Genomic DNA, 22,323 nt, shown 5'->3' with positions numbered 1-22,323 from the left:
TTATCGCGCAGGAGGAGCTAATTACGTTCTCATATGCCCCTTACGGCCGTGTTTAAGCCTAGCACCACTCCCCTCTAGACCATTGTTCTAAATTGATATTTCATAAGTTTGTTCTGAATCCAAACCTGTTTCTAAAGAGAAAATGGCAAAAACGTGACCTGCCATCGTCATATAAGGCTGGAATGTGGCGAGGTTTTGCCCCAATTTAGGCTCAGCAACGGAGGCGATCATGGACAACAAGCTCACCGACCCGCGCAGTGCCAAGAAGTCCCGCGAGGATGCCGTGGCTGCCGCCCGCCGCGAGCGCGAAAGCGCTGCCTACGCTGAACTGGCTGAGATGAACGGCACCTGGAACAGCTGGGGCGAGAAGAACAGCCTCGGCCTCGGGTCCTACCGCCCTTTCTGAACACGGCACGATCACCGTGTGACGGCTTGGCCACGCACCCTGAGGGTGCGCCACCAGGCCGATCTGCGTTCTAGTCGGTCAGCGTCTTGAGCACTGTGTATAGCGCCGACTTGCGTTCGAAGCCGATACCAGGCGTGTCGTGCAGCTTGATACGGCTGTCCTGCACGGGACTGTCATCCGCGAAGCCGCCAAACGGCGCGAAGACCTCCGGGTAGCTTTCATTGCCCCCCAGCCCCAGCCCGACCGCGATGTTCAAGGCAAACTGATGCCCGCCATGCGGCACGCAGCGGCGCGGGCTCCAGCCGTGGGCCACCAGCATCTCCAGCGTTCGAAGGTACTCTACGAGGCCGTAGGACAGGGCCGGGTCGAATTGCAGGACGTCGCGGTCCGGCCTCAGGCCACCATGGCGGATCAGGTTGCGGGCATCGACCATGCTGAACAGGTTCTCGCCCGTGGCGATCGGGCCGTCATAATGTTCGGCCAGGGCGGCATGGGTGCTGTAGTCCAAGGGGTCCAGCGGCTCCTCGTACCACCGCAGCTTGTAGGGCGTGAGCGCGGCGCCGTAGCTCAGCGCGGCATGCAGGCCGAAGCGGCCGTTGACGTCCACGCATAGCCGCGAGCCGTCGCCGCCCAACAGCTTCAGCACTGCCTCGATCCGCGCCACATCCTCTTTCAAGGCGTCGCGCAGCGGTGTGCCCGGGGCGCCGCCGATCTTCATCTTCACCACGGAATAGCCCATGCCGAGGTATCGCCGCATTTCCTCGACCAGCGCGTCCACGCCCTTGCCAGGGTAGTAATAGCCGCCGGCGGCGTAGATCCAGGCGCTGTCATCGGCCTGTCCCTGGCGGTAGCGCTCGGCCAACAGCTTCCACAATGGCACGCCTTCCAGCTTGGCCGCGGCGTCCCACAGCGCCATGTCCAGCACCCCCACCGCCACGCTGCGCTCGCCATGGCCGCCGGGCTTCTCGTTGCGCATCATCGCTGCCCAGGCGCCGGCCGGGTTCAACGTGCCCTCCGGCGTGGACAGCGCCACCTCCGGCGCTTCCAGCAACCGCTGAATGAAGCGCTCCCGCAACAGGCCCGGCTGCGCGTACCGGCCATTGGAATTAAAGCCAAAGCCGGTGGCCCGCCGTCCCGCGCCATCTTCCACCGTCACGGCGACGATGCTCGCCGTCATCTTGGAAAAATCGATATAGGCGTTGGCGATGTCGCTGGCGATCGGCGCCACGCCGTCGCGGATGGAAACGATGCGCATGGGTCAGATCACCTTCTGGTCGCGCAATGCGCTGATCTCGTCCGGGGAAAAGCCGAACTCCGCCAGCACCGTGTCCGTATGCTGGCCACGATCCGGGGTGGGGTTGCTGGCGGGCGCCACGCCATCCAGCTGCATGGGCGGCCGCACCAGGGCGATCTCGCCCAGCTTCGGATGCTGCACGGGCCAGGCCAATCCGAGGTGACGCACCTGCTCGTCGGCGAAGACCTGGTCCATGGAATAGACATGGCCGCTCGGCACGCCGGCGGCGTTGAACCTGTTCACCCAGTTGGCGGCCGTGTCGGTTTCCAGCCGGGCCTGGATCACCGCGTTGGTCTTGGCGCGGTTGCGCGAACGCAGGGCATCGGTCGCCAGCTCCGGGTCCTTCGCCTGTTCCTCGATGCCGAGCACCTCCACGATGCGGCGCCACATCTCGCCGCCGCCGCCGGCAATGTTGACCACGCCGTCGCTGGCACGGAACAGCCCGGTGGGGATGGTGGTCGGGTGATCGTTGCCGGCTTGCTGCGGCACCTCACCCTTCATGGTCCAGCGAGTGGCCTGGAAGTCCATCATCGCCACCATCGCCTCCAGCAGCGAGGTATGCACCCAGCGCCCCTGGCCCGTCTGCTCGCGCTCCAGCAGCGCCACCATGATGCCGATGGCGCAATAAAGCCCGGCCGTGAGGTCGGCCACCGGGATGCCGGCGCGTACCGGCCCCTGCCCCGGCAAACCCGTTACGCTCATCAGCCCGCCCATGCCCTGCGCGATCTGGTCGAACCCCGGCCGCTTGGCGTAGGGCCCATCCTGGCCGAAGCCCGAGATGCTGCCCAGGACGATGCGCGGGTTGATGGCAGCCAGGGCCGGGTAGTCGATGCCCAGGCGTTCCTTCACGTCGGGCCGGTAGTTTTCCACCACCACGTCGGCCTTCTCCACCAGCCGGCGGAAAGCCGCCAGGCCTTCCGGCGCCTTGAGGTTCAGCGTGATGCCGCGCTTGTTGCGATGGACGTTCTGATAATCCGGCCCCAGCGTATCGCCGCCCAGGCCCTTGCCGGTGTCGATCGCCTCCGGCGCCTCGATCTTGATGACATTGGCGCCCCAGTCGGCCAGCTGGCGCACCGCCGTCGGGCCGGACCGGACGCGCGTGAGGTCGAGCACGGTGAAGCGTGACAATGGCAACATCGGTGATTCCTTCCCTTCGGCCCATGCATGGTAGCGCCTGGACCGGAGGGGGAAACCCCGGCGTGTCAGCCCCGCGGCGTATCCGACAGCCGCGCGAAGGGGCCGTACAGGTCGTTCAGCTCGGTGCCCTGGGCCAGCTTGTTGTAGCGCAGCGCCGAAGTCGGCTCCTGCGGCTGAACCGCCAGCATGTGGCGGCCCTGGCGGTCCAGGAACAGCAGGTGGCGGTGCGCGTCGCCACGATTGATCACGTAGACCTGCCGCATCTCCGCCACGCGCTCATCCAAATCCGCCAGCGCCCGCTGGCGCCAAGCCAGGGACCAGTGCTCCAGGTTCTGGGCGATGCCGGCCTGCGTCGCTTCCGACGCGGGGGGGGCGGGTTGCAGGGGTACCTCCTCCAGCAGCCGGTCGAGGTCCTCCCGCAGGCGGGAGATCACCGGGTTCAGCGCCGGCGAAAGGGCCTGCTGCGCGTCCTGCGCGCGGGCTTCCAGCTCCATCTGCTTCCAGGTGGCTTCATCCGAACCACCATAGCCGGTGAAGCGGTTGGCGGCGTAGCCTGCTGAGGACTCGGACGGCGAAGTGCGTGGGTTGCTCATGGCGGCGGGCCTCGTGGCGCCGGTGGCAACGTGCCCCGGCCTGGCGGCATCCTGCCACCCGACCGGTGAACAAACGGTGTGCGTCAGCCAGCGACGCCGTAGCCTTCCTCTTCCACCGCCGCCTGCACCTGGTCGCGCGGCAGCGTGGTGGTGGCACGCAGCCGGCCACTTGCCAGGTCGATGACCACTTCCGCCGCAGGGTCGCGCGACCGGATGGCCTGGGTGACGGCCTTCACGCAGTGCTCGCAGCTCATGCCGCTGATCGTCATCTCGATGCTGGTCACAGCGTCTTCTCCAATTCGTTGAGGATCGGGCAGTCCGGCCGGTCGTCGCCCGTGCAATGCGCCGCAAGGTGGCGCAGGCTGCTGGCCATGGCCTGCATCGCCTGGGCCTTGCTTTCCAGGGCTTCCACATGGTCCAGCGCGATCCGCCTGACATCGGCGCTGCAACGCTTCTCGTCACCCCACAAGGCCAGCAACTTCCCGACATCATCCAGCGGAAACGCCAGCGCGCGGGCATGCCGAATGAAGCGCAGCGTCGTCACGTCCGCGTCGGCATAGTTGCGATAGCCATTGGCGAGGCGTCGGGACGGGATCAGTCCCAGCGACTCGTAGTGGCGGATCATCTTCGCACTCAGCCCGGACAGCTTCGCAGCCTCACCGATATTCATGCGGCCCTCCATCGTGACAGCAGCAGCGCGTTGCCCAGCACGGCTACCGAAGAAAATGCCATCGCCGCGCCCGCCAGCGCCGGCGACAGCCAGCCCAGCGCCGCCAGCGGAATGCCCAGCGCATTGAAGCCAAAGGCCCAGAACAGGTTCTGCCGGATCTTGCCCAGCGTCCGCCGCGTGATGTCCAGCGTGGCCGGCACCAGCGCCGGGTCCGGCCGCAACAGGGTCACGTGCGCGGCCGCGATCGCGGCATCCGTGCCGCTGCCCATGGCGATGCCGAGGTCCGCGCTGGCCAGGGCCACCGCGTCGTTGACGCCGTCGCCGACCATCGCGACGCGCCGCCCGCCGGCGCGCCATGCCGCGATGCGCTCGGCCTTCTGCGCCGGCAAGACGCCAGGGGCGACATCCGTGATGCCGAGCTGCGCCGCGGCCGCGCCGGCGGCTTCCGGCCCGTCACCGGTCAGCATGGTCACGTGCACGTCCCGCGCGCGCAACGCGGCCACGGCACCCACCGCGCCAGGGCGCAACGTGTCCGCAAAGGCGAGCAGCGCCAGGACGCGCGGCGTCGTAGGCTCCAGCAGCCAGGACAGCGTATGGCCCTGGCGGCCTTCATGGGCGGCGGCGGCGGCGAGTGCACCGGCGGCGAGGCCGCTTTCTTGCAACAGGTGGCCACTGCCCAGCGCCAGCCGGCGGCCGTCCACCACGCCTTCCACGCCGCGCCCCGGCAAGACGCGGAAATTCTCCGCCGGGTGCGCCGCCCCCTGCCCGGCCGCGGCCAGGACGGCGCGGGCCAGCGGATGCTCGCTACCCGCCTGCAGGCGCGCCGCGAGCCGCAGGATGACCGCCTGCGATTCACCGGCTGCGGGGTAGACGTTGGCCAGGATCGGCTGCCCCTCGGTCAGCGTGCCGGTCTTGTCGAAAGCCACGAAGTCGATCCGCCCCGCCTGTTCCAGCGCTTCCGCGTCGCGCACCAGGATGCCGGCACGGGCGGCGGCACCTGTGCCCGCCATGATGGCGGCGGGGGTGGCGAGCCCCAGCGCGCAGGGGCAGGCGATCACCAGGACCGACACCGCGTGCAGCACCGCCAGCGTGAAGCCGGCGCCCGCCAGCCACCAGCCGAGCCAGGTCAGCAGGGAAACCACCACCACGGCCGGCACGAACACGGCGCTGACCCGGTCCACCAGCCGTTGCACGGGTGCGCGGCTGCCTTGCGCCGCCTGCACCAGCGCTGCCACCCGGGCCAGCCGCGTGTCGCCGCCCACGGCGCGCGCCAGTACCACCAGCCGCCCGTCGAGCGACAGGGTGCCGGTCGACACCGCATCGCCCGGGCCTTTTTCCACCGCGCGGCTTTCGCCGGTCAGCGCGCTCTCGTCCACGCCCGCGGCGCCGGTCTCCACCTCGCCATCGGCCGGGATGCGTTCGCCGGGACGGACCACGACGCGGTCGCCGGCCCGCAGCGAGGTCAGGGGAACCTCCCGCTCCACCCCCCCGCCGTCCAGCCGCCGTGCGGTGCGTGGCCGCAGGTCCAGAAGGGCGGCGATGGCAGCGCCCGTGGCGCGCTTGCCGCGATGTTCCAGGTACCGGCCGAGCAGCACAAAGGCGATCACGATGGCCGAGGCCTCGAAATACAGGTGCTGCGCACCCTGCCACCATTGCACCAGCGACAAGCCAAAGGCTGCGGTGGTGCCGAGCGCCACCAGCAAATCCATGTTGCCGGTCCATGCCCGCAGCGCGCCCCAGCCGGCGCGATAGAAGCGCAGGCCGAAGCCGAATTGCAGGGGCAGCGCCAGGGCGAGCTGCGCCCAGCCGGGGATCATCCAGTGCTGCCCCAGCGCCATGCCCAGCATGCCGACCAGAAAGGGAGCCGCCAGCGCGAAGGCGGCCACCACTTCCAGCAGCCGCCGATGGTCCGGCGCGGTATCCTGCGCCATATCGTCGAGGGAAAGCGGGGCGAGGTCGTAGCCGGCCCGGCGCAAGGCCTCGGCCAGGGCAGCCTCCTCCACCGTGGGCAGGAGATGCAGCGTCGCCCGCTCGGTGGCCAGGTTGACGGTGGCCGACAACACGCCGGGGACCCGCAGCAGGGCGCGTTCCACCCGCCCGGCGCAGCTGGCGCAGGTCATGCCCGACACGCCGACTTCGCGCGTGGCCTGCCGCAGGCCGTAGCCTGCTTGGCGCACCGCCGCCTCCAGCGCCGGCAGCGGTGTTCTGCCCCGCAGCCGTGCTTCCTCGGTCGCCAGGTTGACGGACACGTCCTCCACGCCCGGCAGGCGGCGCAGCGCGCGTTCGACCCGGCCGGCACAGCTTGCGCAGGTCATGCCTGTAATGGGGAGCAACACGGTTTCGGCGAGGTCGGTCATCTATCCCATGTGGTGCTTGACCTTATGGGAAGGTCAAGGTGCACAGGATGGTGATTGACGGCGAGGCCCGGACGCGGAACATGCCGCTCCATGCAACCCAATCCGCTTCGTCCCGCCATCCTGGCCATGCTGCTGATGCCGACCCTGCCCGTGGTCGCCGCAGCGCAGGCTCCGGCGCAGAATCGCTTTCAGGTGGTCAACCGCACCGGGCAGGAGGCCAGCAGCGTGCAGGCCGTGCGCACCGGCCGGGGCGACTGGGGCGGCAACCTGGCGCCCGGCCCGATGCCCACTGACAAGGCGCTGACGCTGCGCCCGGACGCCGACAGCGGCTGCCGCTTCGACGTGCGGCTCCTGCTGGCCGACGGGCGCGAGGCGATGAAGCGCGACCAGGACATCTGCGCCACCCCGCGCGTGGCGCTGGAAGCCGGGGACGTGCGGGCCGCCGCCGCGGCCCCCGCCGCGCCGCCCGCGACGCAGCCGGCACCGGGTCGGCCGAACCCGCAGGCACGCAACGTTTCCTCCGGCAGCGGCTTCGTGGTGGCGCCGGACCGGGTGCTGACCAACCGCCACGTGGTGGATGGCTGTGACCGGATCTTCATCCGCACCGCCGATGCCCGCATGCTGCCGGCGGTGCCGCCCGCGCGGGTCGATGCGGGGCTGGACCTGTCCCTCCTGGCCGTGCCGGGCAACCCGGGGCCCGCCCTGCCCTTCCGCTCCGGCCCCGCCGTGCGGCGCGGCGAGGGGGTGATCGCCTACGGCTTCCCGCTGCCCGGGCTGCTGTCCTCCGACCCCAAGCTGACGCGGGGCGAGGTGAACGGGTTGAACGGCCTGGGCGACAACCCGGCGCAGTACCAGATCAGCGCCGCCGTGCAGCCGGGCAATTCCGGCGGGCCGTTGATCGACCTGCACGGCAACATCGTCGGCGTCGTGGTCAGCAAGCTCAATGCCGGCGCCGTGTCCCGCCGTACGGGCGACATCGCGCAGAACGTCAATTTCGCGGTCAAGGGCGCGGCGGCGGCGGAGTTCCTGCGCCGTGCCGGCCTTTCGCCCCGCATGGCGGACAGCACCGGGACAGAGCAGGGGGCCGCGGATATCGGCGAGATCGCCAACCGCAGCACCGTGTTCATCCGCTGCGAGCGTTAGCCAGCACCCGCAGCGGCATGCCGCGCAGCCAGCCGTCGATATCCTCTACGGCCTGGCCGAAGAACACCCGGTAGCCGGCCTCGCTGACATAGCCGAGATGCGGCGTGGTCACGAGGTTGGGCAGCGAGCGCCAGGGGCTGTCGGCCGGCAATGGCTCCTGCTCGTAGACATCCAGCGCGGCGCCGCCGATGCGGCCTTCCCGCAGCGCTGCCTGCAGCGCGGCCGCGTCGACCAGCGGCCCGCGCGAGGTATTGACCAGCAACGCGGTCGGCTTCATCCGCGCGATCTCGGCCGCGCCGATCAGGCCGCGCGTGGCGGGCGCCAGCACCATGTGCAGTGTCACCACGTCCGCCTGTTCCAGCAGCGCGTCCAGCGAGGGCGCAAGGGCGGCGCCGCCGGCCGCGGCGCGCTCGGCGGTCAGGTTCGGGCTCCACGCCAGCACCCGCATGCCGAAGGCCGTTGCGTAGCGCGCCATCACCTGGCCGATCTTGCCCAGGCCGACGATGCCGATACACTTGCCCGCCAGGTCGAAGCCAAGGCTGTTCTGCCACGGGCCGCCGGCGCGCAGGTTGGCGTGCTCGGCCGGGATGTGGCGGGCCAGCGCCATCAGCAGGGCCCAGCTCATCTCCGGCGTCGAGTTCGCGGCGCCGTGGGTGCCGCAGACGACGATCCCGCGCGCCGCCGCCGCCTCCATGTCGATCGAGGCGTTGCGCATGCCGGTGGTGACCAGCAGGCGCAGGGCCGGCAATTGGTCCAGCAGCGCGGCGTCGAAGCGCGTGCGCTCGCGCATCGCCACCACCACCTCGGCCCCCGCCAGCGCTTGCGGCAGCGCCTCGGGCGGCAGCCACTGGTCCAGGGCCTCGACCGAAAGGCGGTCGCTCAGCACGGTCCAGTCGGCCATGGCGAGGGCGACGAGCTGGTAATCGTCCAGGATCACGCAGCGGGGCAGTGCGGCCATGGTCAGAAGGCTCCCTCGTCCATCGCCATCAGGGGCGTGGCGCCGGCCTGCAGGGCCAGCTCCAGCGCCACGGCCTGCGGCAGGACGCGTGCGTTGAAAAAGCGGCTGAGCACCAGCTTGGACTCTGGCGCGCCGGGCACCGCGGCCATGCGCGCCAGCATCCAGCCCAGCGCGACCAGCGCGAAGAAGCGCAGGTAGTCCGTGGCAGCCGCGCCAGTCTCGGCCGGGTCGGCGGCGGCGCGGTCCAGCAACCCGGCGGTCGCCGCCTCCAGCCGGTCCAGCGCGCGCAGCACGGGGATGGCGAACTCGCTGTCGGGTGCGAGGCTGTCGCGGATCAGCGCGAAAAAGGCACGAGGCAGCGCGCCGTCCTCCTGCGCCAGCTTGCGGCCCACCAGATCCATGGCCTGGACGCCGTTGGTCCCTTCGTAGATCTGCGCGATGCGGGCGTCGCGCACCAGCTGCTCCATGCCCCATTCGCGCACATAACCATGGCCGCCCAGCACCTGCTGCGCCTGCACCGCCGCTTCGAAGCCCAGGTCGCTGAAGGCGGCCTTGATGACCGGCGTCAGCAGCGCGACCATGCCCTCGGCCCGCGCGCGCGCGGCGGGGTCGGGGTGGCGTGCCGCCTGTTCCATCTGCAACGCCGTCCAGGCCGCGAGCGCACGGCCCGATTCCGCGAAGGCCCTGACGGTCAGCAGCATCTTGCGCACGTCGGGATGGACCAGGATGGACTGCGGCCCGCCGCCCCCCGCCCCCGGCGCGCGTCCCTGCAGCCGGTCCCGTGCATAGGCGCTGGCCCCCTGATAGGCCGCTTCCGCGATGCCAAGGCCCTGGACGCCGACGAACAGCCGCTCGGCGTTCATCATGGTGAACATCGCCCGCAGCCCCTGGTGCGGCGCGCCCAGCAGCCAGCCCTTGGCGCCGTCATAATTCATCACGCAGGTCGGCGAGGCCTTGAGCCCCATCTTGTGCTCGATGGAGCCGGCGGACAGCGCGTTGCGCGGGCCCAGCCCCCCGCCCTCGCCCGGCAATACCTTGGGGACCAGGAACAGGCTGATGCCCTTGACCCCCGGCGGCGCGTCTGGCAGCCGGGCCAGCACCAGGTGGATGATGTTTTCCGCCAGGTCGTGTTCGCCGGCACTGATGAAGATCTTGCTGCCGGTGATGGCGTAGCCACCGTCCTCCAGTGGTTCCGCCTTGCTGCGCAGCAGGCCGAGGTCGGTGCCCGCCTGCGCCTCGGTCAGCGCCATGGCGCCCATCCAGCGTCCCTCCACCATGGGCGGCAGGTAGAGGTGCTTCAGCCCATCATCGGCGTGCCGCTCGATCGCCTCGATGGCACCGCGCGTCAGGCCGGGAAACAAACCGAAGGAGAAGTTGGCCGAGGACAGCATTTCGTCGAACAGCAGCTGCAACACGCGGGGCAGGCCCTGGCCGCCATGTTCCGGTGCGTGTGCCAGTCCGGGCCAGCCGGCGTCCACGAAGGCCGCATAGGCTTCGCGAAAGCCGGCGGGAGTGCGCACCACGCCGTTTTCCAACACGCAGCCTTCCTCGTCGCCGCTGCGGTTGATCGGCTGTGCTACCTTCTCGCAAAAGCGCCCGGCCTCGCCCAGCACCTCGGCCATCAGCGACAGCGGCACCTCCTCGCCGCCCAGCGGCGCCAGCACGCCGGGTGCGTCCAGGAGGTCGCGCAGCACGAACATCATGTCGTCCACGGGCGCGGCATAGGCGGGCATGGCGGGCCTCCTTCTAGATCACGCCGCCGGCGCGCAGGCGCGCGACATCCTCGGCGGTCATCTTCAGCAGGTTGCGCAGAATATCGTCCGTATCGGCCCCGAAGGCGCGGCCGGCATGGCGCAGCACGGGCGGGGTGTCGGACAGGGTCGGGACACCGGCCGGCAGCACGATTTCACCCACGCGCGGGTCCTGCACCGTCACCAGATTGCCGCGCGCCGCATACTGCGGGTCCTCGAAGATGTCGGCGATGCTGTTGATCGGGCCGCAGGGCACGCCGGCCGCGTCGCAGGCCACCATCAGCTCATCGAAATTCTGCCGTCCCACCCAGTCAGCGACCAGACCATTGGTTTCTTCCCGCCGCGCCAGGCGGTTCCTGGTCGGGCCCAGCGCATCGGGGCCGGCCAGCTCGGGCTTGCCCATCACGTCGCACAGGCGGGCGAAGATCTTCTCGCTCGTGCAGGCCAACGCGATCCAGCGGCCATCCTTGGTTTGCCAGTGGCCATGCGGCACCACCTGCGGCACGTCGGGGCCCATGCGCTCGCGCACCGTGCCGTGACGGGCAAAGGCGGGGGCGATCTCGTCCAGCAGGCGGAACACCGACTCATACAGGCCAATATCCACCACCTGCCCCTGCCCCGTCTTTTCCGCCTGGCGCAGCGCCATCATCACGCCCACCGCACCCCAGACGCCGGACATGTAGTCCGCCAGCGAGGTGGAGCCCGGCACCACCGGCACCCGCCCCGGCTCGCCCGCCAGGTAGGTCAGGCCGGAAAAGCCGTGCGCGATGCGTGCGAAGCCTGGCTTGCCGCGCATCGGGCCGGTCTGGCCATAGGCGCTGATCCGCAGCATCACCAGCTTGGGATTGACCTCGCGCAACACATCCCAGCCCAGGCCCCATTTCTCCAGCGTGCCGGGACGGAAGTTCTCGATCACCACGTCGGCCTCGGCGACCAGCCTTTTGAACACCGCGTTGCCGTCGGGCGTGCGCAGGTCCAGCGTCATGCACTGCTTGTTGCGGGACTCGCTCATCCAGGCCAGCGTATCCCCGCAGTCGGTCGGCGTGCCGAACTTCCGCATGGGGTCGCCATCCTTCGGATGCTCGACCTTCAGCACCTCGGCGCCGAAATCACCCATGATGGTGCCGCAGAAGGGGCCGGCGATGAAGGTCGCGATATCCAGCACGCGCACGCCGCTGAGGGGCTGGTCCTGTTCCGTCATGTCGTTTCCCTGTTCTATGCGCGAGCGTTTGCGCTTGAGCAGAAAGTGAGAGCCGCGGGCCATGCTGTCCAGGGCAATTCGTACCTGCCGCTTTCAAGCCGCCGTGGCAGGATGCACCTTATGATCCCGATCACACCGCGCGCCGAACCCTTGCCGGAGCCCGGCGGGGGCGACCACTCTGCCCTGGCCCGCGCGCTTTTGCGCGAAGCGCTGACCGCCTCGCTGGCGACGCTGGACCCGTCCGGCGGGCACCCCTTTGTGTCGCTGGTGACCGTGGCCACGGATTACGATGGCGCGCCGCTGTTGCTGGCGTCTCGCCTGGCGCTGCATAGCCGCAACATGGCGGCGGACGGCCGGGTGTCGCTGCTGCTGTCGCGCCCCGGCAGGGGGGACCCGCTGGCGCATCCGCGCCTGACGCTGTCCGGCATCGCGACGCCATCCGGAGCGAAACACCTGCGAGCCCGATTTCTGGCCCGCCACCCGAAGGCCGCGCTGTATATCGACTTCCCGGACTTCCGATTCTGGCGGGTGCTGCCAGGCGCGGCGCATCTGGTTGCCGGCTTCGGCCGTGCCCCGGAACTGCCGCCCGCGGCGCTGCTCACGGATCTCACCGGGGCCGAGGCTCTGCTTGACGCCGAGCCAAGGCTTGTGGAGCAGTTGGATGCCGCCGCAATCCAACGCTATGCCCTCCGCCAGGGGGCACCGGCGGGCGCTTGGCGCCTGGTCGGGCTGGACCCGGGCGGCGTGGACCTTCTGGACGGGGAGCGGGCGTTGCGGCTGCCCTTCCCCTGCCACGTTACCGATCCGGCCATGCTGGACGATGTGATGCGTTGAGGGTTCCTGCCACGGCCCGACCCTCCTGCAGGGCGGGCCAATGCGCTGTTCCGGTCAACGCGGCGCGACGCGCCACACCGTGTTGCCGGTGTCATCGGCTACCAGGAGGCCGCCGCGCCGGTCCATCGCCACGCCCACCGGCCGGCCATAGACCTCGCCGGTATCGGGATTGGCCATGAAGCCGGTCAGCAGGTCGCGCGCCGCGCCAGCCGGCTTGCCATCGGCAAAGGGAACATACACCACCCGGTAGCCGCTGTAGTTAGCGCGGTTCCAGGAGCCGCGCTGGCCGATGATGGCGCCGCCGCGCCAGTGTTCGGGGAAGGCAGTACCGGTCGAAAAGGTCAGGCCGAGCGACGCGGTGTGCGGACCCAGGGCGTAGTCGGGGGCAATCGCCTGCGCCACAAGCTGCGGCGCCTCGCCCTTGCGGCGCGGGTCTTCGTTCTGCCCGAAATAGCTGAACGGCCAGCCGTAGAAGCCCCCTTGGCGCACGGAGGTGATGTAATCGGGCACCAAGTCGTTGCCCAGATTGTCGCGCTCATTCACCGCCGCCCAAAGCTGGCCGGTCTGCGGCTCGAACGCGATGCCGACGGGATTGCGCAATCCGCTGGCATAGATGCGCTCGTTGGCGCCATCCAGCCCGATCTGCAGCACGGCGGCGCGACGTGTTTCCCGCTCCAGCCCATATTCGCCCACGTTGCTGGCCGAGCCGACCGCCACCATCAGGCTTTGCCCGTCCGGTGCCGCCAGCAAGGTGCGGGTCCAGTGATTGTTGTAGCCGCCCGCCGGCAGGTCGAGGATTTTGCGCCCCGCTGCCTCGATCCGCTGCTGCCCGGGGGTGAAGGGAAAGCGCAGGATGCCATCGGTGTTCGCCACGAACAGCGCATCCCCGACCAGCGCCATGCCGAAGGGCTGGTTGAGCCCGCTCAACAGCACCGAGCGGGTTTCGGCCACGCCATCGCCATCGGCATCGCGCAGCAGGGTGATGCGGTCGGCGCTGTCACGTACCGTCCCCGATCGGCGCTGCTCTTCCTGCTTGGCGCGTTCTTCGGCGCTTTCCGCCGGCCGGGGTTTGGTGGCCGCCTCTGCTACGAGGATGTCGCCATTGGGCAGCACCTCCATCCAGCGTGGATTATCCAGCCCCGCTGCGAAGCGCGTGACGGCAAAGCCTTCCGCGGCAGTCGGCATGCGACCCTCTGGCCAGCCGACGCGACGGGGATGGTTTGAGACGTTGTGGCTTTCGTCCGGGGCCACCAATGTTGGGCTGGCGCCCATGCCGGGAAGTTGGGTCGGACCCTGCTGCGCACCTGCACTAGAGGCGAAGGCGACGGAGGCTAGGGCGACAGCCGTGGCAAGGGTCGATCGGCGCATGCTGCTGGGTCCCGGACGTTGCGAGTTATTCAGCAACGCTGTGCTCCCGCCGAGGCTGCGCACTTGCCTATGATTGTTACAATTCATCCATGTTAAGCGTCATGCGACAGATACGCGTAGCCCCGCCGGATAAGGCAAACCGTGGTCCCTGTGCCTATGCGTGATGATGAGCTATCGCGTGCCCAGGGTAGCTGACCAATGTCGGAGAAGGGGCGAAGGCGGCCCTTCACTTGATGGGATCAGTGGTCGCCATCATCAAAGGTGGCTGCATGAACTCGATCGTCGCGCCATCAGGACCAACGACGTAGATCACCCGCGTTCCGGCCCGCGCACCGCTCTTGATTGGCTGAGGCATGCCCTGCGCCTTCCAGCCGTAGGCAGCAACCCGCGCCAGGAGTGCGTCGATATCATCGACCACGAGAGCGAGATGCGCGAAGCCAGGGTCGAACGGCTTGGCCGGCACGCCCGGCCGATCCAGGCCCCGATACTCCAAGAGTTCGATCGTCAGACACGCTAAGGACACGATCGCCAAGCGCACCTGTGCCCCATGGGCCCCCGTCACTTGGCCGAGGAACTCGCCCTCCATTTCACCGGTTCGCACGAGCCGCGCGCCGAGCCCATCAACCCAGAACCGAAGGCTCTCATCGAGAGACGCAACCGCGAAGCCGACATGATCGGCGCGTTGAACCCGGATCTTTGCGTGTTCCATCATGCGGCCGTTCTACCGGCAAACGAGCTGGGTGTCTGCTTCGGGGTTGGGTGCGGACATGCACAGCAACGGTGGAACCGTGGCACTAAGCCACCCTCTGCGGTTCCAGCACGATAATAGATAATTATCGTGACTCAACTCTTACCAAAAGCGGTCAAAAAGGGAGCGGTATGGGCGCACCTTTCCTTGCCCCCACACTGTGAATGCCTCTGGCAACGGAGGCAGTTCAACGGCCGACATGGCCGGCAGGATTGTCGGCCTCAGCCCTCTCTTCCTCACTCTGCGCGTACCACAAGGAGGCGTAGAGCCCCTGGCGCCGCAGCAGGTCATCGTGGCTCCCGCGCTCGGCCACCGCGCCGGCATCCAGTACGACAATCTGATCAGCTTCGCGGATCGTCGACAGCCGGTGCGCAATCACCAGTGTCGTCGTCCGTTGCGCCAGTCGGTCCAACTGGAGCTGCACCTCGCGCTCCGTCCGGGTGTCGAGCGACGCGGTCGCCTCGTCCAGTACCAGGAGCCGCGGCTGCTTCAACAGCGCCCGGGCGATGGCCACCCTCTGCCGCTCACCCCCCGACAGGCGCAGTCCCCGCTCGCCAACCACGGTCTCCCACCCCTCAGGCAGCGAGGCGACAAGCTGGTCCAGACCTGCCGCCTGCGCTGCCTGCTCGATCTCCGCCATGCTGGCGTCCGGCCGTCCGAACGCGACGTTGCGACGCAGCGTGTCATGCATCAGCACTGTCTCCTGCGGTACCACGGCGATGGCGGATCGCAGGCCATGCAGGTCGAGGTCTTTGATCGACACGCCATCCAGCAGGATCTGCCCCGCGGTGGCCGGGTACAGCCGAACGAAGAGTTTGGCCAAAGTCGACTTCCCGGCGCCGCTGCGGCCCACAACCGCCAGGGTGTGTCCCGCCGGGATGTCGAGGTCGACGCCGCGCAGGACCTCCTGGTCGCCATAGCCGAAGCGCAGGCCCCGCACCTGCACGGACAGGGCGCCGCCGGTCGGCATCGCGGCCCGTCCGGGGTGGAGTTCGCGCTCGGACGGCTCCGTCAGCAGCAGGCGGAGCCGCTGTGCTTGGTCCAGCCCCCGCGTCACTTCCCGGGCCAGGTGGCCCAGCCGTTCGACCGGGCCCATCACCTGCAGCACATAGGCGCCGACCAGCACGAAGTCGCCCGCCGTCAGCCGCCCGGCGGCCACCTCCCGTGCGGTCAGCAGCAGGGTGCACCCCATGGCGGCCGCAATCACCAGGCCCTGCGCGGCCCCGCCCAGCCCACTCAGGCGCATGTAACGGAACCAGTGGCGGTCGCTGCGGGCCAGGCCCTCCGCCACGTGGTCCACCACATAGCCTTCCCGCGCGAACAGCTTGATCGCCTCGTGGTTGGTGAAGGCGTCCTGCGCGATCCCGGCGGCCGCGGCCGTGTCTTTCATGGCGTCCCGGTGGGAGGCACGCACGCCGGCCACGGTCTTCTCGAAGACGCAGCCATAGATCGCGATAAAGACGATCAGCATCCCGGTGACCGACCAGGGAAGGGCGCTGGTGGACAGCACCAGGACCGCGATCCCCACCTCCACCACGAAGGGGAGGACCGAGAAGATCAGCGCCATCAGCACGACGGTGTGGCCCCCCACACCATCCGACACGGTGCGGGCCATCTCGCCGCTGCGATGTTGCAGGAAGAAGGCATGCGGCAGGTCGAGCAACCGTGCGTAGGCCCGCAAGGTGAGGACGCGCTCGATCCGTCGCGACAGCCGCTGATGTCCCCAGAGGGCCACCGCCGGGACGACCCGCGCGGCGCCGATCAGCCCCGCATAGGCCATGACCGGCACGACCACGGCGAGGAAGCCCCCGGCAAAACCGTCGACGATGGCCTTCAGGGCGAGGGGGGACAGAGCCTGGAACGCGGAGCCCAGGGCTGCGCAGGCCAGGAGGCCCGCCATCTGCCAGCGCATCAAAGGCACGGCGCTTTGCCACAGGGTGGCAGCGACGCGCCGCAGATCACCGCCCTTTCCAGCCTGCTTGCTGGTTCTGTCTGGGTGATCGACAGCGGACATGAGGGTGATCCAATTGCGATTAATTCGCAATTATACGCACCATGGCATGCCACACCAGCGGTCGTTGACGTCGGTGCACCCTGGCCTCGCCCGATGTCTCGTCAAGCGGGCCGAAGCGTCATCGATCAAAGGCCCAGGCGGCGAAGAACCAGAAAGGTGTGTGCTCCTCGCGATGTCCCAAAAGAAGGGAGCAGGGTCGGGGGACGCTTGGCGCCTGAGCGGCAACCATGCGTCCCTTCTCAACTTGACTTCATTGAGAATCATTCTTATTCGCGTGCCTGCCTGACGATTGGCGCCATGGCCCATGCCCCGGCCTTCGCCTTGCCTGCACCAAAGGGACATGCCCGTGCGTCTTCCACACCCCCGCGCCCTGCTTCTTGTCACCACCGCCTGCGGCAGTGTCCTCCCCGCCGGATCAGGCTGGGCTCAGGACTCCATGGCGCCGCTGTTGTTGCCGACCGTCGAGGTCCGAGGCCGGTCATCCGCGAATGCTGGTTATCAGCCCCTGGACAGCACGCTGGGCAGCATCACAGCAACACCGATCCTCGACGTGCCGCAGGCCATTGCCGTCGTGCCGCGCGAGGTGTTGCAGGACCAGCAGGCCGCTTCGCTGGACGATGCGCTCGCCAATGTCAGCGGCATCGCTCAGGCCAACAACCTCGGCGGCACACAGGATGCCTTTCTTCGCCGGGGCTTCGGCGACAATCGCGATGGCTCCATCATGATCGACGGATTGCGCACTGTGGTGCCGCGCAGCTTCACGGTGATGACCGACTATGTGGAGGTGCTGAAGGGTCCGGCATCGGCACTCTACGGCATCCTGGACCCCGGCGGCCTGGTCAACGTCCGGACCCGACGGCCGCAATTGCAGCAGCAAGGCGTCCTGGCGCTGCGCGGCAGCAGCTTTGGTGGTGGTTCCACCGGCTTCGATGCCACCGGCCCCCTGGGCGAGCATGGCCTGGCCTTCCGCCTGTCTGGTGACTATCAGAACCAAGAGTACTGGCGGAATTTTGGCAGCCTCAAGCGCACGCAGATCGCGCCCTCGCTCGCGTGGTACGGCGCCGACACCACGCTGGAGGCCTCCTATTTCCATGAGGACTACGCGGTGCCCTTCGACCGTGGCACCGTCTTCGACCCGGCGACCGGCAGGGCCGTGCCGGCATCCCGCCGGGCGCGCTTCGACGAACCCTTTAATGTGTCTCGCGGCTACACCGACTACGCCACGTTGCGGGGGACGCACCGGATCAACGACAACTGGAGCCTGTCCGCCGGCTACGCCTACAGCCTGAACAACTACGCGGACCAGAACGCCCGCATCATCAGCTACAATGCCAGGACCGGACAGCTGACCCGGCGCGCCGATGCGACCGAGGATTCAGCCATGTTTTCGCACGCTCTGCGGGCCGATCTCACCGGACAGGCCGAGCTGCTGGGCATGCGGCATGACCTGTTGTTCGGCATCTCCTACGATTACAGCAGTACCCGCCGGGCGGAGCTGGTGCGCGGTGTCAACCGGGGCGGCTTCAACATCTCTCATCCGGTCTACGGCCTTCTGGCGCCCCCGGGCCGGATCGGCGCCGCTGCGGACAGCGACCAGACAGAGCGGCTGATCACCGAATCCGTCTACGCACAGGATGCGATCCATTTGAATGACCGCTGGATCGTGGTGGGCGGGCTCCGCTTCCAGCATTTCGACCAGGTGGCCGGCAAGGGCCGACCCTTCAATCTGAACACCGACAGCAACGACAGCCGCGTGGTGCCGCGGCTCGGCCTCGTTTACAAACTGCGGCCGGACGTGTCGCTGTATGCCAGCTACAGCCAGTCCTTCAAGCCGAACTCCTCCATCGCCAACGCCTATGGCGCGCCCCCGCCGGAAACCGGCGATTCCTGGGAAGTGGGTGCCAAGTTCGACCTGCTGGATGGACTGACAGCCACCGTCGCGGCCTTCGACATCGTCAAGCAGAATGTGCTGTACCGGTACGAGATCGGCGGTGTCAGCTTCAATGCCACGGCGGGCGAGGTCCGCTCGCGTGGCGTCGAGGCGGACTTCGCCGGGCGGATCACGCCGCAGCTCAGCGTCATCGGCAGCTACGCCTTCACCGATGCCGAGGTCACGGATGACCCGGAGATCAAGGGTAACCGCCCGGCCCTGGTGCCGCGCCACACCGCCGCGCTGTTCCTGACCTATGATTTCGGTGCCGTGCTGGGCTCGGAAGGCCTGCGCGCCGGCTTTGGCGGCCGCCACATGGGCGCGAGAGAAGGCGACCGCGCCAACAGCTTCGCCCTTCCGGCCTATCAGGCGTTCGATGCCTTCGTAGCCTATGACACCCGCGTGCAGGACACGCCGCTGCGGCTGCAGGTGAACGTCAAGAACATGTTCGACCGGACCTACTACACCTCCTCGATCGGAACCAACCTCGGGGTCGCCGTGGGGGAGCCTCTCCAGGTGATCGCCAGCGCCACGGTACGGTTTTGAGCGGCCGCGTGCCCCTGCGACGCCGCGCGCTGCTCGCTGCCGGCCTTGCCGTCGCCGCGCCGGCCCTGGTGCGGGCGCAGGAAACAGTTGTCGTTTCCGATCTCCTGGGACGGAGCGTGCGGCTGGACCGGCCGGCGCGCCGCATCGTGCTCGGCCAGGGGCGGCTGCTCAGCCTGATGGGGCTGCTGCATCCCGATCCGGTGTCGCTGCTCGCCGGCTGGGCGAGCGACCTTCCGGTGGTGCTGCCCGATGAATACAGCCTGTGGCGGAAGCGCTTTCCCGAGATCGACACGGTGCCGCAGCTTGGCCGCCGCGTGCTGGGCGATATGTCGCTCGAAGCGGTGGTGCAGCTCCAGCCTGACCTCATCCTGCTGAACCGCATGAATGCGGGTGCCGTGGATGCCGAGGGGCGCGGCGAAACGCTGGACAAAGTCGCCGCGCTCGGCATCCCTGTCGCCGTGATCGACTGCATGGCGGAGCCATTGCGGGACACTCTACCCAGCATCGGCATTTTGGGAGCGCTGCTCGGTCGCCCATCGCAGGCGGCGGCGCTATCGGAGTTCTATGCGGCAGGGCTCACCCGGCTGGACCGCTGGTTCGCCGACCACAGCCCCCCGACGCAACGCGTCCTGCTGCACAACCACGGTGGAGGGCGGGAATGCTGCTATTCCATCGCCCAGGGAAGCTTTGCCGCCCTGCTGCTGCGCGTGGCGGCCCGCAGCATCGCGGCCGACCTGTTGCGGCGGCCTTTGGGCCAGCTGCACAAGGAATACGTGCTGACGCATCCGGCCGATGCCTATGTCACCACAGGCGGCGTCTACAACGGACGTGGCGGTGTCTCCCTGGGTGCTGGCATCGCGCCCGATCTCGCGGCGCGCAGCCTGGCGGATATGCTGCGGGCACAGGGGCTGGCGGAACTGCCGCCCGTCGCCGACGGCCGCGCCTTCGCGCTGTGGCACGGGTTCAACGAGATGCCACAGCATCTGGTGGCGCTGGAGGCGCTGGCCGGTTGGCTACACCCTGATGCCCGCGCGATGTTCGACCCCCGCCCGACCATGGAAGCCTTCAACAAACGCTTCAGCGCGGTTCCGTTTCAGGGCACGTACTGGACATCTCTCAGCGGCTGACGGCGTGGCGCGTCTTCAAGCCGGCAACGCACGGCGGCCTCTGTCCCGGTCGCAAACCGCAAAAGGCCCGCACCGCTAGGCTGGCAGCAGCCCCGCCTCCCGGTAGCCCTCGATCGCGCCGTCGAAGAGGGCGATATCCGCTCGGCTGCGGGCCATCAGCTGGGCCCCGGCCACGGCCGCGAAGATGGCGCTGGCGCGCCGCCCGCAGGCCGCGGCATCTTGCCCGGTGGCCGCTGCCAGGACCCGGGCCAGCCAAGCCAGATTGATTTCGGCAAAGGCGGAGACCTCCGTCTTCACCGGGTCCGGCAGGTCGTCATATTCGGCGGACATGAAGCTGCACAGGCAGATGCGGTTGCCGTTCTCCAATGATTGGCGGAACGTGCCCGGATAGGCGCGCAAGGCGCCGGCGGGATCGGCTCCGCCATTCCACAGGCTGTCCAAGACAGCCTGGGAGTCCTCCCAGTAGCGCTTGGCCACGGCGGCGCCGAGGTCGGTCTTGGTGGGGAAGTGATAGTGGATGCTGGCGCTCTTGATGCCGATCTCGGCCGCCAGCTCACGAAAGTTCAGCCCGGTGTAGCCGTGGGCCTGCGCGGCGCGCCGGGCGGCGGCCATGATGTCTTCCCGCACATTCGAGCTCATTCCAGCCTCGTCCCACATTTTTCTATCAAGTGATAGATAGGCGTTGACGGGCCCAATGTGAAGCCATAGGCTTTACCTACCAACTGATAGATAGGGAATTTGAGAATGTCCGATTCGTTGTTCCGCCTCGACGCCGCCCAGCTCGCCGAACTGATCCGCAGCCGCGAGGTCTCGCCCGTCGAGGTCGTGCAGGCGCACCTCGACCGCATCGGAGGCGTCGACCCGCAGGTCAATGCCATCGTCACGGTGGCTCCTGATGCGCTGAATGCTGCCAAGGCTGCCGAGGCCGCCGTCATGGCCGGCGAGCCGCTCGGCCCGCTGCACGGCGTGCCCTTCACCGCCAAGGATTCCATCGACACCGCCGGTGTTCCGACCCAGCGAGGCTCGCCCATTTTCCGGGGCCGCACCCCGGCGCGGGACGCCACCAGTGTCGCCCGCATGAAGGCGGCGGGCGGCATCCTGCTCGCCAAGACCAACCTGCCGGAATTCTCTTACTGGATCGAAAGCGACAACCTCCTTTCGGGGCGCTCCAACAACCCCTGGGACCTGGCACGCACGCCAGGTGGCTCCAGCGGCGGCGAGGCTGCGGCCATTGCGGCGGGCATGTCCCCGCTGGGCCTCGGTACCGATCTCGCGATTTCGGTGCGCGGTCCCGCGGCGCAGACGGGCATCACCTCCTTGAAGCCGACGCATGGCCGCGTGCCGATGACCGGCATCTGGCCGCGCGCGCCGCGCCGCTTCTGGCATGTCGGACCGATGGCGCGCTCGGTCCGCGATGTCGCCCTGGCCTTTTCGCTGCTCGCGGGCCCGGATGGGCAAGACGCCTTCGCCACCATCGCCGGCCGGGCGGAGGTGGGGGCCGGCCCGCAGTCCGACCGCCCGTTGCGGGTCGGCTGGATGGTGGGGCCTGGCTTCGGGCCTGTCGATCCCGAGGTTGTGGCGACCGTCAGGGCCGCGGCGGAGGCCCTCGCAACCTTCGGCGTGCAGGTCGAGCCTGTCGGTATCCCGGCGCTGGAGCGTGACTTCGCGCTCGATGTCTTCAACCGACTGCATGTCATGGAAATGAAGCCCGCCTTCCGCGAAGCGACGCGTGGCCACGAAGGCGAGATGTACCGGATGGCGAAGACCATGTTGTCGCTGCCCGACACCTCGATGGCTGACTTCATCGACGCCGAGCAAGCCGCCGAGCGGCTGCGCGATGGATATGCCGACTACTTTTCCCGCTTCGATGCGCTGATCACCCAAGTGCTGCCGATCCCGGCGCACCACCATGGCGCCGACAAATTCGCGATCGATGGCCAGGAGGTCGATGCGACCTATCTTCAGGGTGCGACCGTCCCCCTCAACGTCACCGGCCTCCCGGGTCTCTCCATGCGGTTCGGAACAAGCCGGAGCGGCATGCCGATCAACGTGCAACTCGTGGGCGCTTGGCATGCTGAAGCGACGATCCTGCATGTCGCCTCGCTTCTGGAAAGCGTGAGCCCGGTCCAAGGCCTTTTTCCGAACATCTGAATCTAGTGACTTGGTGGCGCTCGGCTGGGGCGCCTCCTGGTTCTATCAGCGGGCAAAACGTACAGATACTGTGCGTGCAGCCATCCCAAGCTGCG

Annotated in this window: 20 protein-coding genes; 6 read left to right on the top strand and 14 right to left on the bottom strand. The window is 68.5% G+C overall.

Annotation, left to right across the window (positions count from 1 at the left end; all coding sequences use genetic code 11):
- Nucleotides 1–87: 87 nt before the first annotated feature.
- The gene (locus IAI59_RS18815; RefSeq protein ID WP_207415914.1) at nucleotides 88–231 is read right to left on the bottom strand and encodes a hypothetical protein; all 144 of its coding nucleotides are present in this window, start codon (nucleotides 229–231) and stop codon (nucleotides 88–90) included.
- Here IAI59_RS18815 and IAI59_RS18810 point away from each other — a divergent pair.
- Nucleotides 230–406, top strand: a complete 177-nt coding sequence (locus IAI59_RS18810) for a hypothetical protein (protein WP_207415913.1) — start codon at nucleotides 230–232, stop codon at nucleotides 404–406. The two genes, IAI59_RS18815 and IAI59_RS18810, sit on opposite strands and share 2 nt — an antisense overlap.
- A 70-nt stretch (nucleotides 407–476) precedes the next feature.
- Here the strand turns inward: IAI59_RS18810 and IAI59_RS18805 are convergent, their stop codons facing one another.
- From IAI59_RS18805 to IAI59_RS18780, 6 genes are all read right to left on the bottom strand, one after another.
- Nucleotides 477–1,661: an enolase C-terminal domain-like protein gene (locus IAI59_RS18805; RefSeq protein ID WP_207415912.1), complete on the bottom strand. Its 1,185-nt coding sequence runs from the start codon at nucleotides 1,659–1,661 to the stop codon at nucleotides 477–479.
- 3 nt (nucleotides 1,662–1,664) lie between these two features.
- Complete coding sequence (locus IAI59_RS18800) at nucleotides 1,665–2,837, bottom strand: CaiB/BaiF CoA transferase family protein (RefSeq protein ID WP_207415911.1); 1,173 nt, start codon at nucleotides 2,835–2,837, stop codon at nucleotides 1,665–1,667.
- A 65-nt stretch (nucleotides 2,838–2,902) separates the two neighbouring features.
- The gene (locus IAI59_RS18795; RefSeq protein WP_207415910.1) at nucleotides 2,903–3,430 is read right to left on the bottom strand and encodes a hypothetical protein; all 528 of its coding nucleotides are present in this window, start codon (nucleotides 3,428–3,430) and stop codon (nucleotides 2,903–2,905) included.
- Between the two features lie 83 nt (nucleotides 3,431–3,513).
- Complete coding sequence (locus IAI59_RS18790; RefSeq protein ID WP_207416091.1) at nucleotides 3,514–3,699, bottom strand: heavy-metal-associated domain-containing protein; 186 nt, start codon at nucleotides 3,697–3,699, stop codon at nucleotides 3,514–3,516.
- Between the two features lie 11 nt (nucleotides 3,700–3,710).
- Nucleotides 3,711–4,100 carry a Cu(I)-responsive transcriptional regulator gene (gene cueR / locus IAI59_RS18785; RefSeq protein WP_207415909.1) on the bottom strand — a complete coding sequence of 130 codons (390 nt, stop codon included), beginning with the start codon at nucleotides 4,098–4,100 and terminating at the stop codon, nucleotides 3,711–3,713.
- The gene (locus IAI59_RS18780; RefSeq protein ID WP_207415908.1) at nucleotides 4,097–6,457 is read right to left on the bottom strand and encodes a heavy metal translocating P-type ATPase; all 2,361 of its coding nucleotides are present in this window, start codon (nucleotides 6,455–6,457) and stop codon (nucleotides 4,097–4,099) included. Before IAI59_RS18780 ends, cueR begins: the two co-directional genes overlap by 4 nt.
- 90 nt (nucleotides 6,458–6,547) lie before the next feature.
- Here IAI59_RS18780 and IAI59_RS18775 point away from each other — a divergent pair, with 90 nt between their 5' ends.
- Nucleotides 6,548–7,600 carry a trypsin-like peptidase domain-containing protein gene (locus tag IAI59_RS18775; protein ID WP_207415907.1) on the top strand — a complete coding sequence of 351 codons (1,053 nt, stop codon included), beginning with the start codon at nucleotides 6,548–6,550 and terminating at the stop codon, nucleotides 7,598–7,600.
- Here IAI59_RS18775 and IAI59_RS18770 read toward each other — a convergent pair.
- The 3 genes from IAI59_RS18770 to IAI59_RS18760 are packed head-to-tail and all read right to left on the bottom strand — an operon-like array spanning nucleotide 7,581 to nucleotide 11,510.
- Nucleotides 7,581–8,558 carry a D-2-hydroxyacid dehydrogenase family protein gene (locus IAI59_RS18770; protein WP_207415906.1) on the bottom strand — a complete coding sequence of 326 codons (978 nt, stop codon included), beginning with the start codon at nucleotides 8,556–8,558 and terminating at the stop codon, nucleotides 7,581–7,583. The two genes, IAI59_RS18775 and IAI59_RS18770, sit on opposite strands and share 20 nt — an antisense overlap.
- Nucleotides 8,559–8,560: 2 nt before the next feature.
- On the bottom strand, nucleotides 8,561–10,291 hold the full coding sequence (locus tag IAI59_RS18765; protein ID WP_207415905.1) for an acyl-CoA dehydrogenase family protein: 1,731 nt from the start codon (nucleotides 10,289–10,291) through the stop codon (nucleotides 8,561–8,563).
- 13 nt (nucleotides 10,292–10,304) lie between these two features.
- The gene (locus tag IAI59_RS18760; RefSeq protein WP_207415904.1) at nucleotides 10,305–11,510 is read right to left on the bottom strand and encodes a CaiB/BaiF CoA transferase family protein; all 1,206 of its coding nucleotides are present in this window, start codon (nucleotides 11,508–11,510) and stop codon (nucleotides 10,305–10,307) included.
- 120 nt (nucleotides 11,511–11,630) lie between these two features.
- On the opposite strand from IAI59_RS18760, the gene IAI59_RS18755 reads away from it, so the two are divergent.
- Nucleotides 11,631–12,344 (top strand): HugZ family pyridoxamine 5'-phosphate oxidase, encoded by a 714-nt coding sequence (locus IAI59_RS18755; RefSeq protein WP_237180492.1) that lies wholly within the window; start codon nucleotides 11,631–11,633, stop codon nucleotides 12,342–12,344.
- 54 nt (nucleotides 12,345–12,398) lie between these two features.
- Here IAI59_RS18755 and IAI59_RS18750 read toward each other — a convergent pair whose 3' ends face one another.
- The 3 genes from IAI59_RS18750 to IAI59_RS18740 form a co-directional block, all read right to left on the bottom strand.
- Nucleotides 12,399–13,712, bottom strand: coding sequence for a PQQ-dependent sugar dehydrogenase (locus IAI59_RS18750; RefSeq protein ID WP_207416090.1), 1,314 nt, complete (start codon nucleotides 13,710–13,712; stop codon nucleotides 12,399–12,401).
- Nucleotides 13,713–13,938: 226 nt separating this feature from the next.
- On the bottom strand, nucleotides 13,939–14,424 hold the full coding sequence (locus IAI59_RS18745) for a VOC family protein (protein ID WP_207415902.1): 486 nt from the start codon (nucleotides 14,422–14,424) through the stop codon (nucleotides 13,939–13,941).
- 223 nt (nucleotides 14,425–14,647) lie between these two features.
- Nucleotides 14,648–16,474, bottom strand: coding sequence for an ATP-binding cassette domain-containing protein (locus tag IAI59_RS18740; protein ID WP_207415901.1), 1,827 nt, complete (start codon nucleotides 16,472–16,474; stop codon nucleotides 14,648–14,650).
- A gap of 436 nt (nucleotides 16,475–16,910) precedes the next feature.
- Here IAI59_RS18740 and IAI59_RS18735 point away from each other — a divergent pair, with 436 nt between their 5' ends.
- Nucleotides 16,911–18,950, top strand: a complete 2,040-nt coding sequence (locus tag IAI59_RS18735) for a TonB-dependent siderophore receptor (RefSeq protein WP_207415900.1) — start codon at nucleotides 16,911–16,913, stop codon at nucleotides 18,948–18,950.
- A gap of 8 nt (nucleotides 18,951–18,958) precedes the next feature.
- Nucleotides 18,959–20,077: a TroA family protein gene (locus tag IAI59_RS18730; RefSeq protein ID WP_207415899.1), complete on the top strand. Its 1,119-nt coding sequence runs from the start codon at nucleotides 18,959–18,961 to the stop codon at nucleotides 20,075–20,077.
- Nucleotides 20,078–20,152: 75 nt separating this feature from the next.
- Here the strand turns inward: IAI59_RS18730 and IAI59_RS18725 are convergent, their stop codons facing one another.
- Nucleotides 20,153–20,716: a TetR/AcrR family transcriptional regulator gene (locus IAI59_RS18725; RefSeq protein ID WP_207443878.1), complete on the bottom strand. Its 564-nt coding sequence runs from the start codon at nucleotides 20,714–20,716 to the stop codon at nucleotides 20,153–20,155.
- 105 nt (nucleotides 20,717–20,821) lie between these two features.
- On the opposite strand from IAI59_RS18725, the gene IAI59_RS18720 reads away from it, so the two are divergent.
- On the top strand, nucleotides 20,822–22,228 hold the full coding sequence (locus tag IAI59_RS18720) for an amidase (RefSeq protein ID WP_207443876.1): 1,407 nt from the start codon (nucleotides 20,822–20,824) through the stop codon (nucleotides 22,226–22,228).
- Nucleotides 22,229–22,323 lie beyond the last annotated feature (95 nt).

The sequence above is a fragment of the Roseomonas haemaphysalidis genome (assembly GCF_017355405.1).
In the GTDB taxonomy this organism is placed as follows: domain Bacteria; phylum Pseudomonadota; class Alphaproteobacteria; order Acetobacterales; family Acetobacteraceae; genus Pseudoroseomonas; species Pseudoroseomonas haemaphysalidis.
The sequence above is the reverse complement of the archived record's forward strand: the minus strand, read 5'-3'. Positions and strand labels throughout refer to the sequence as shown.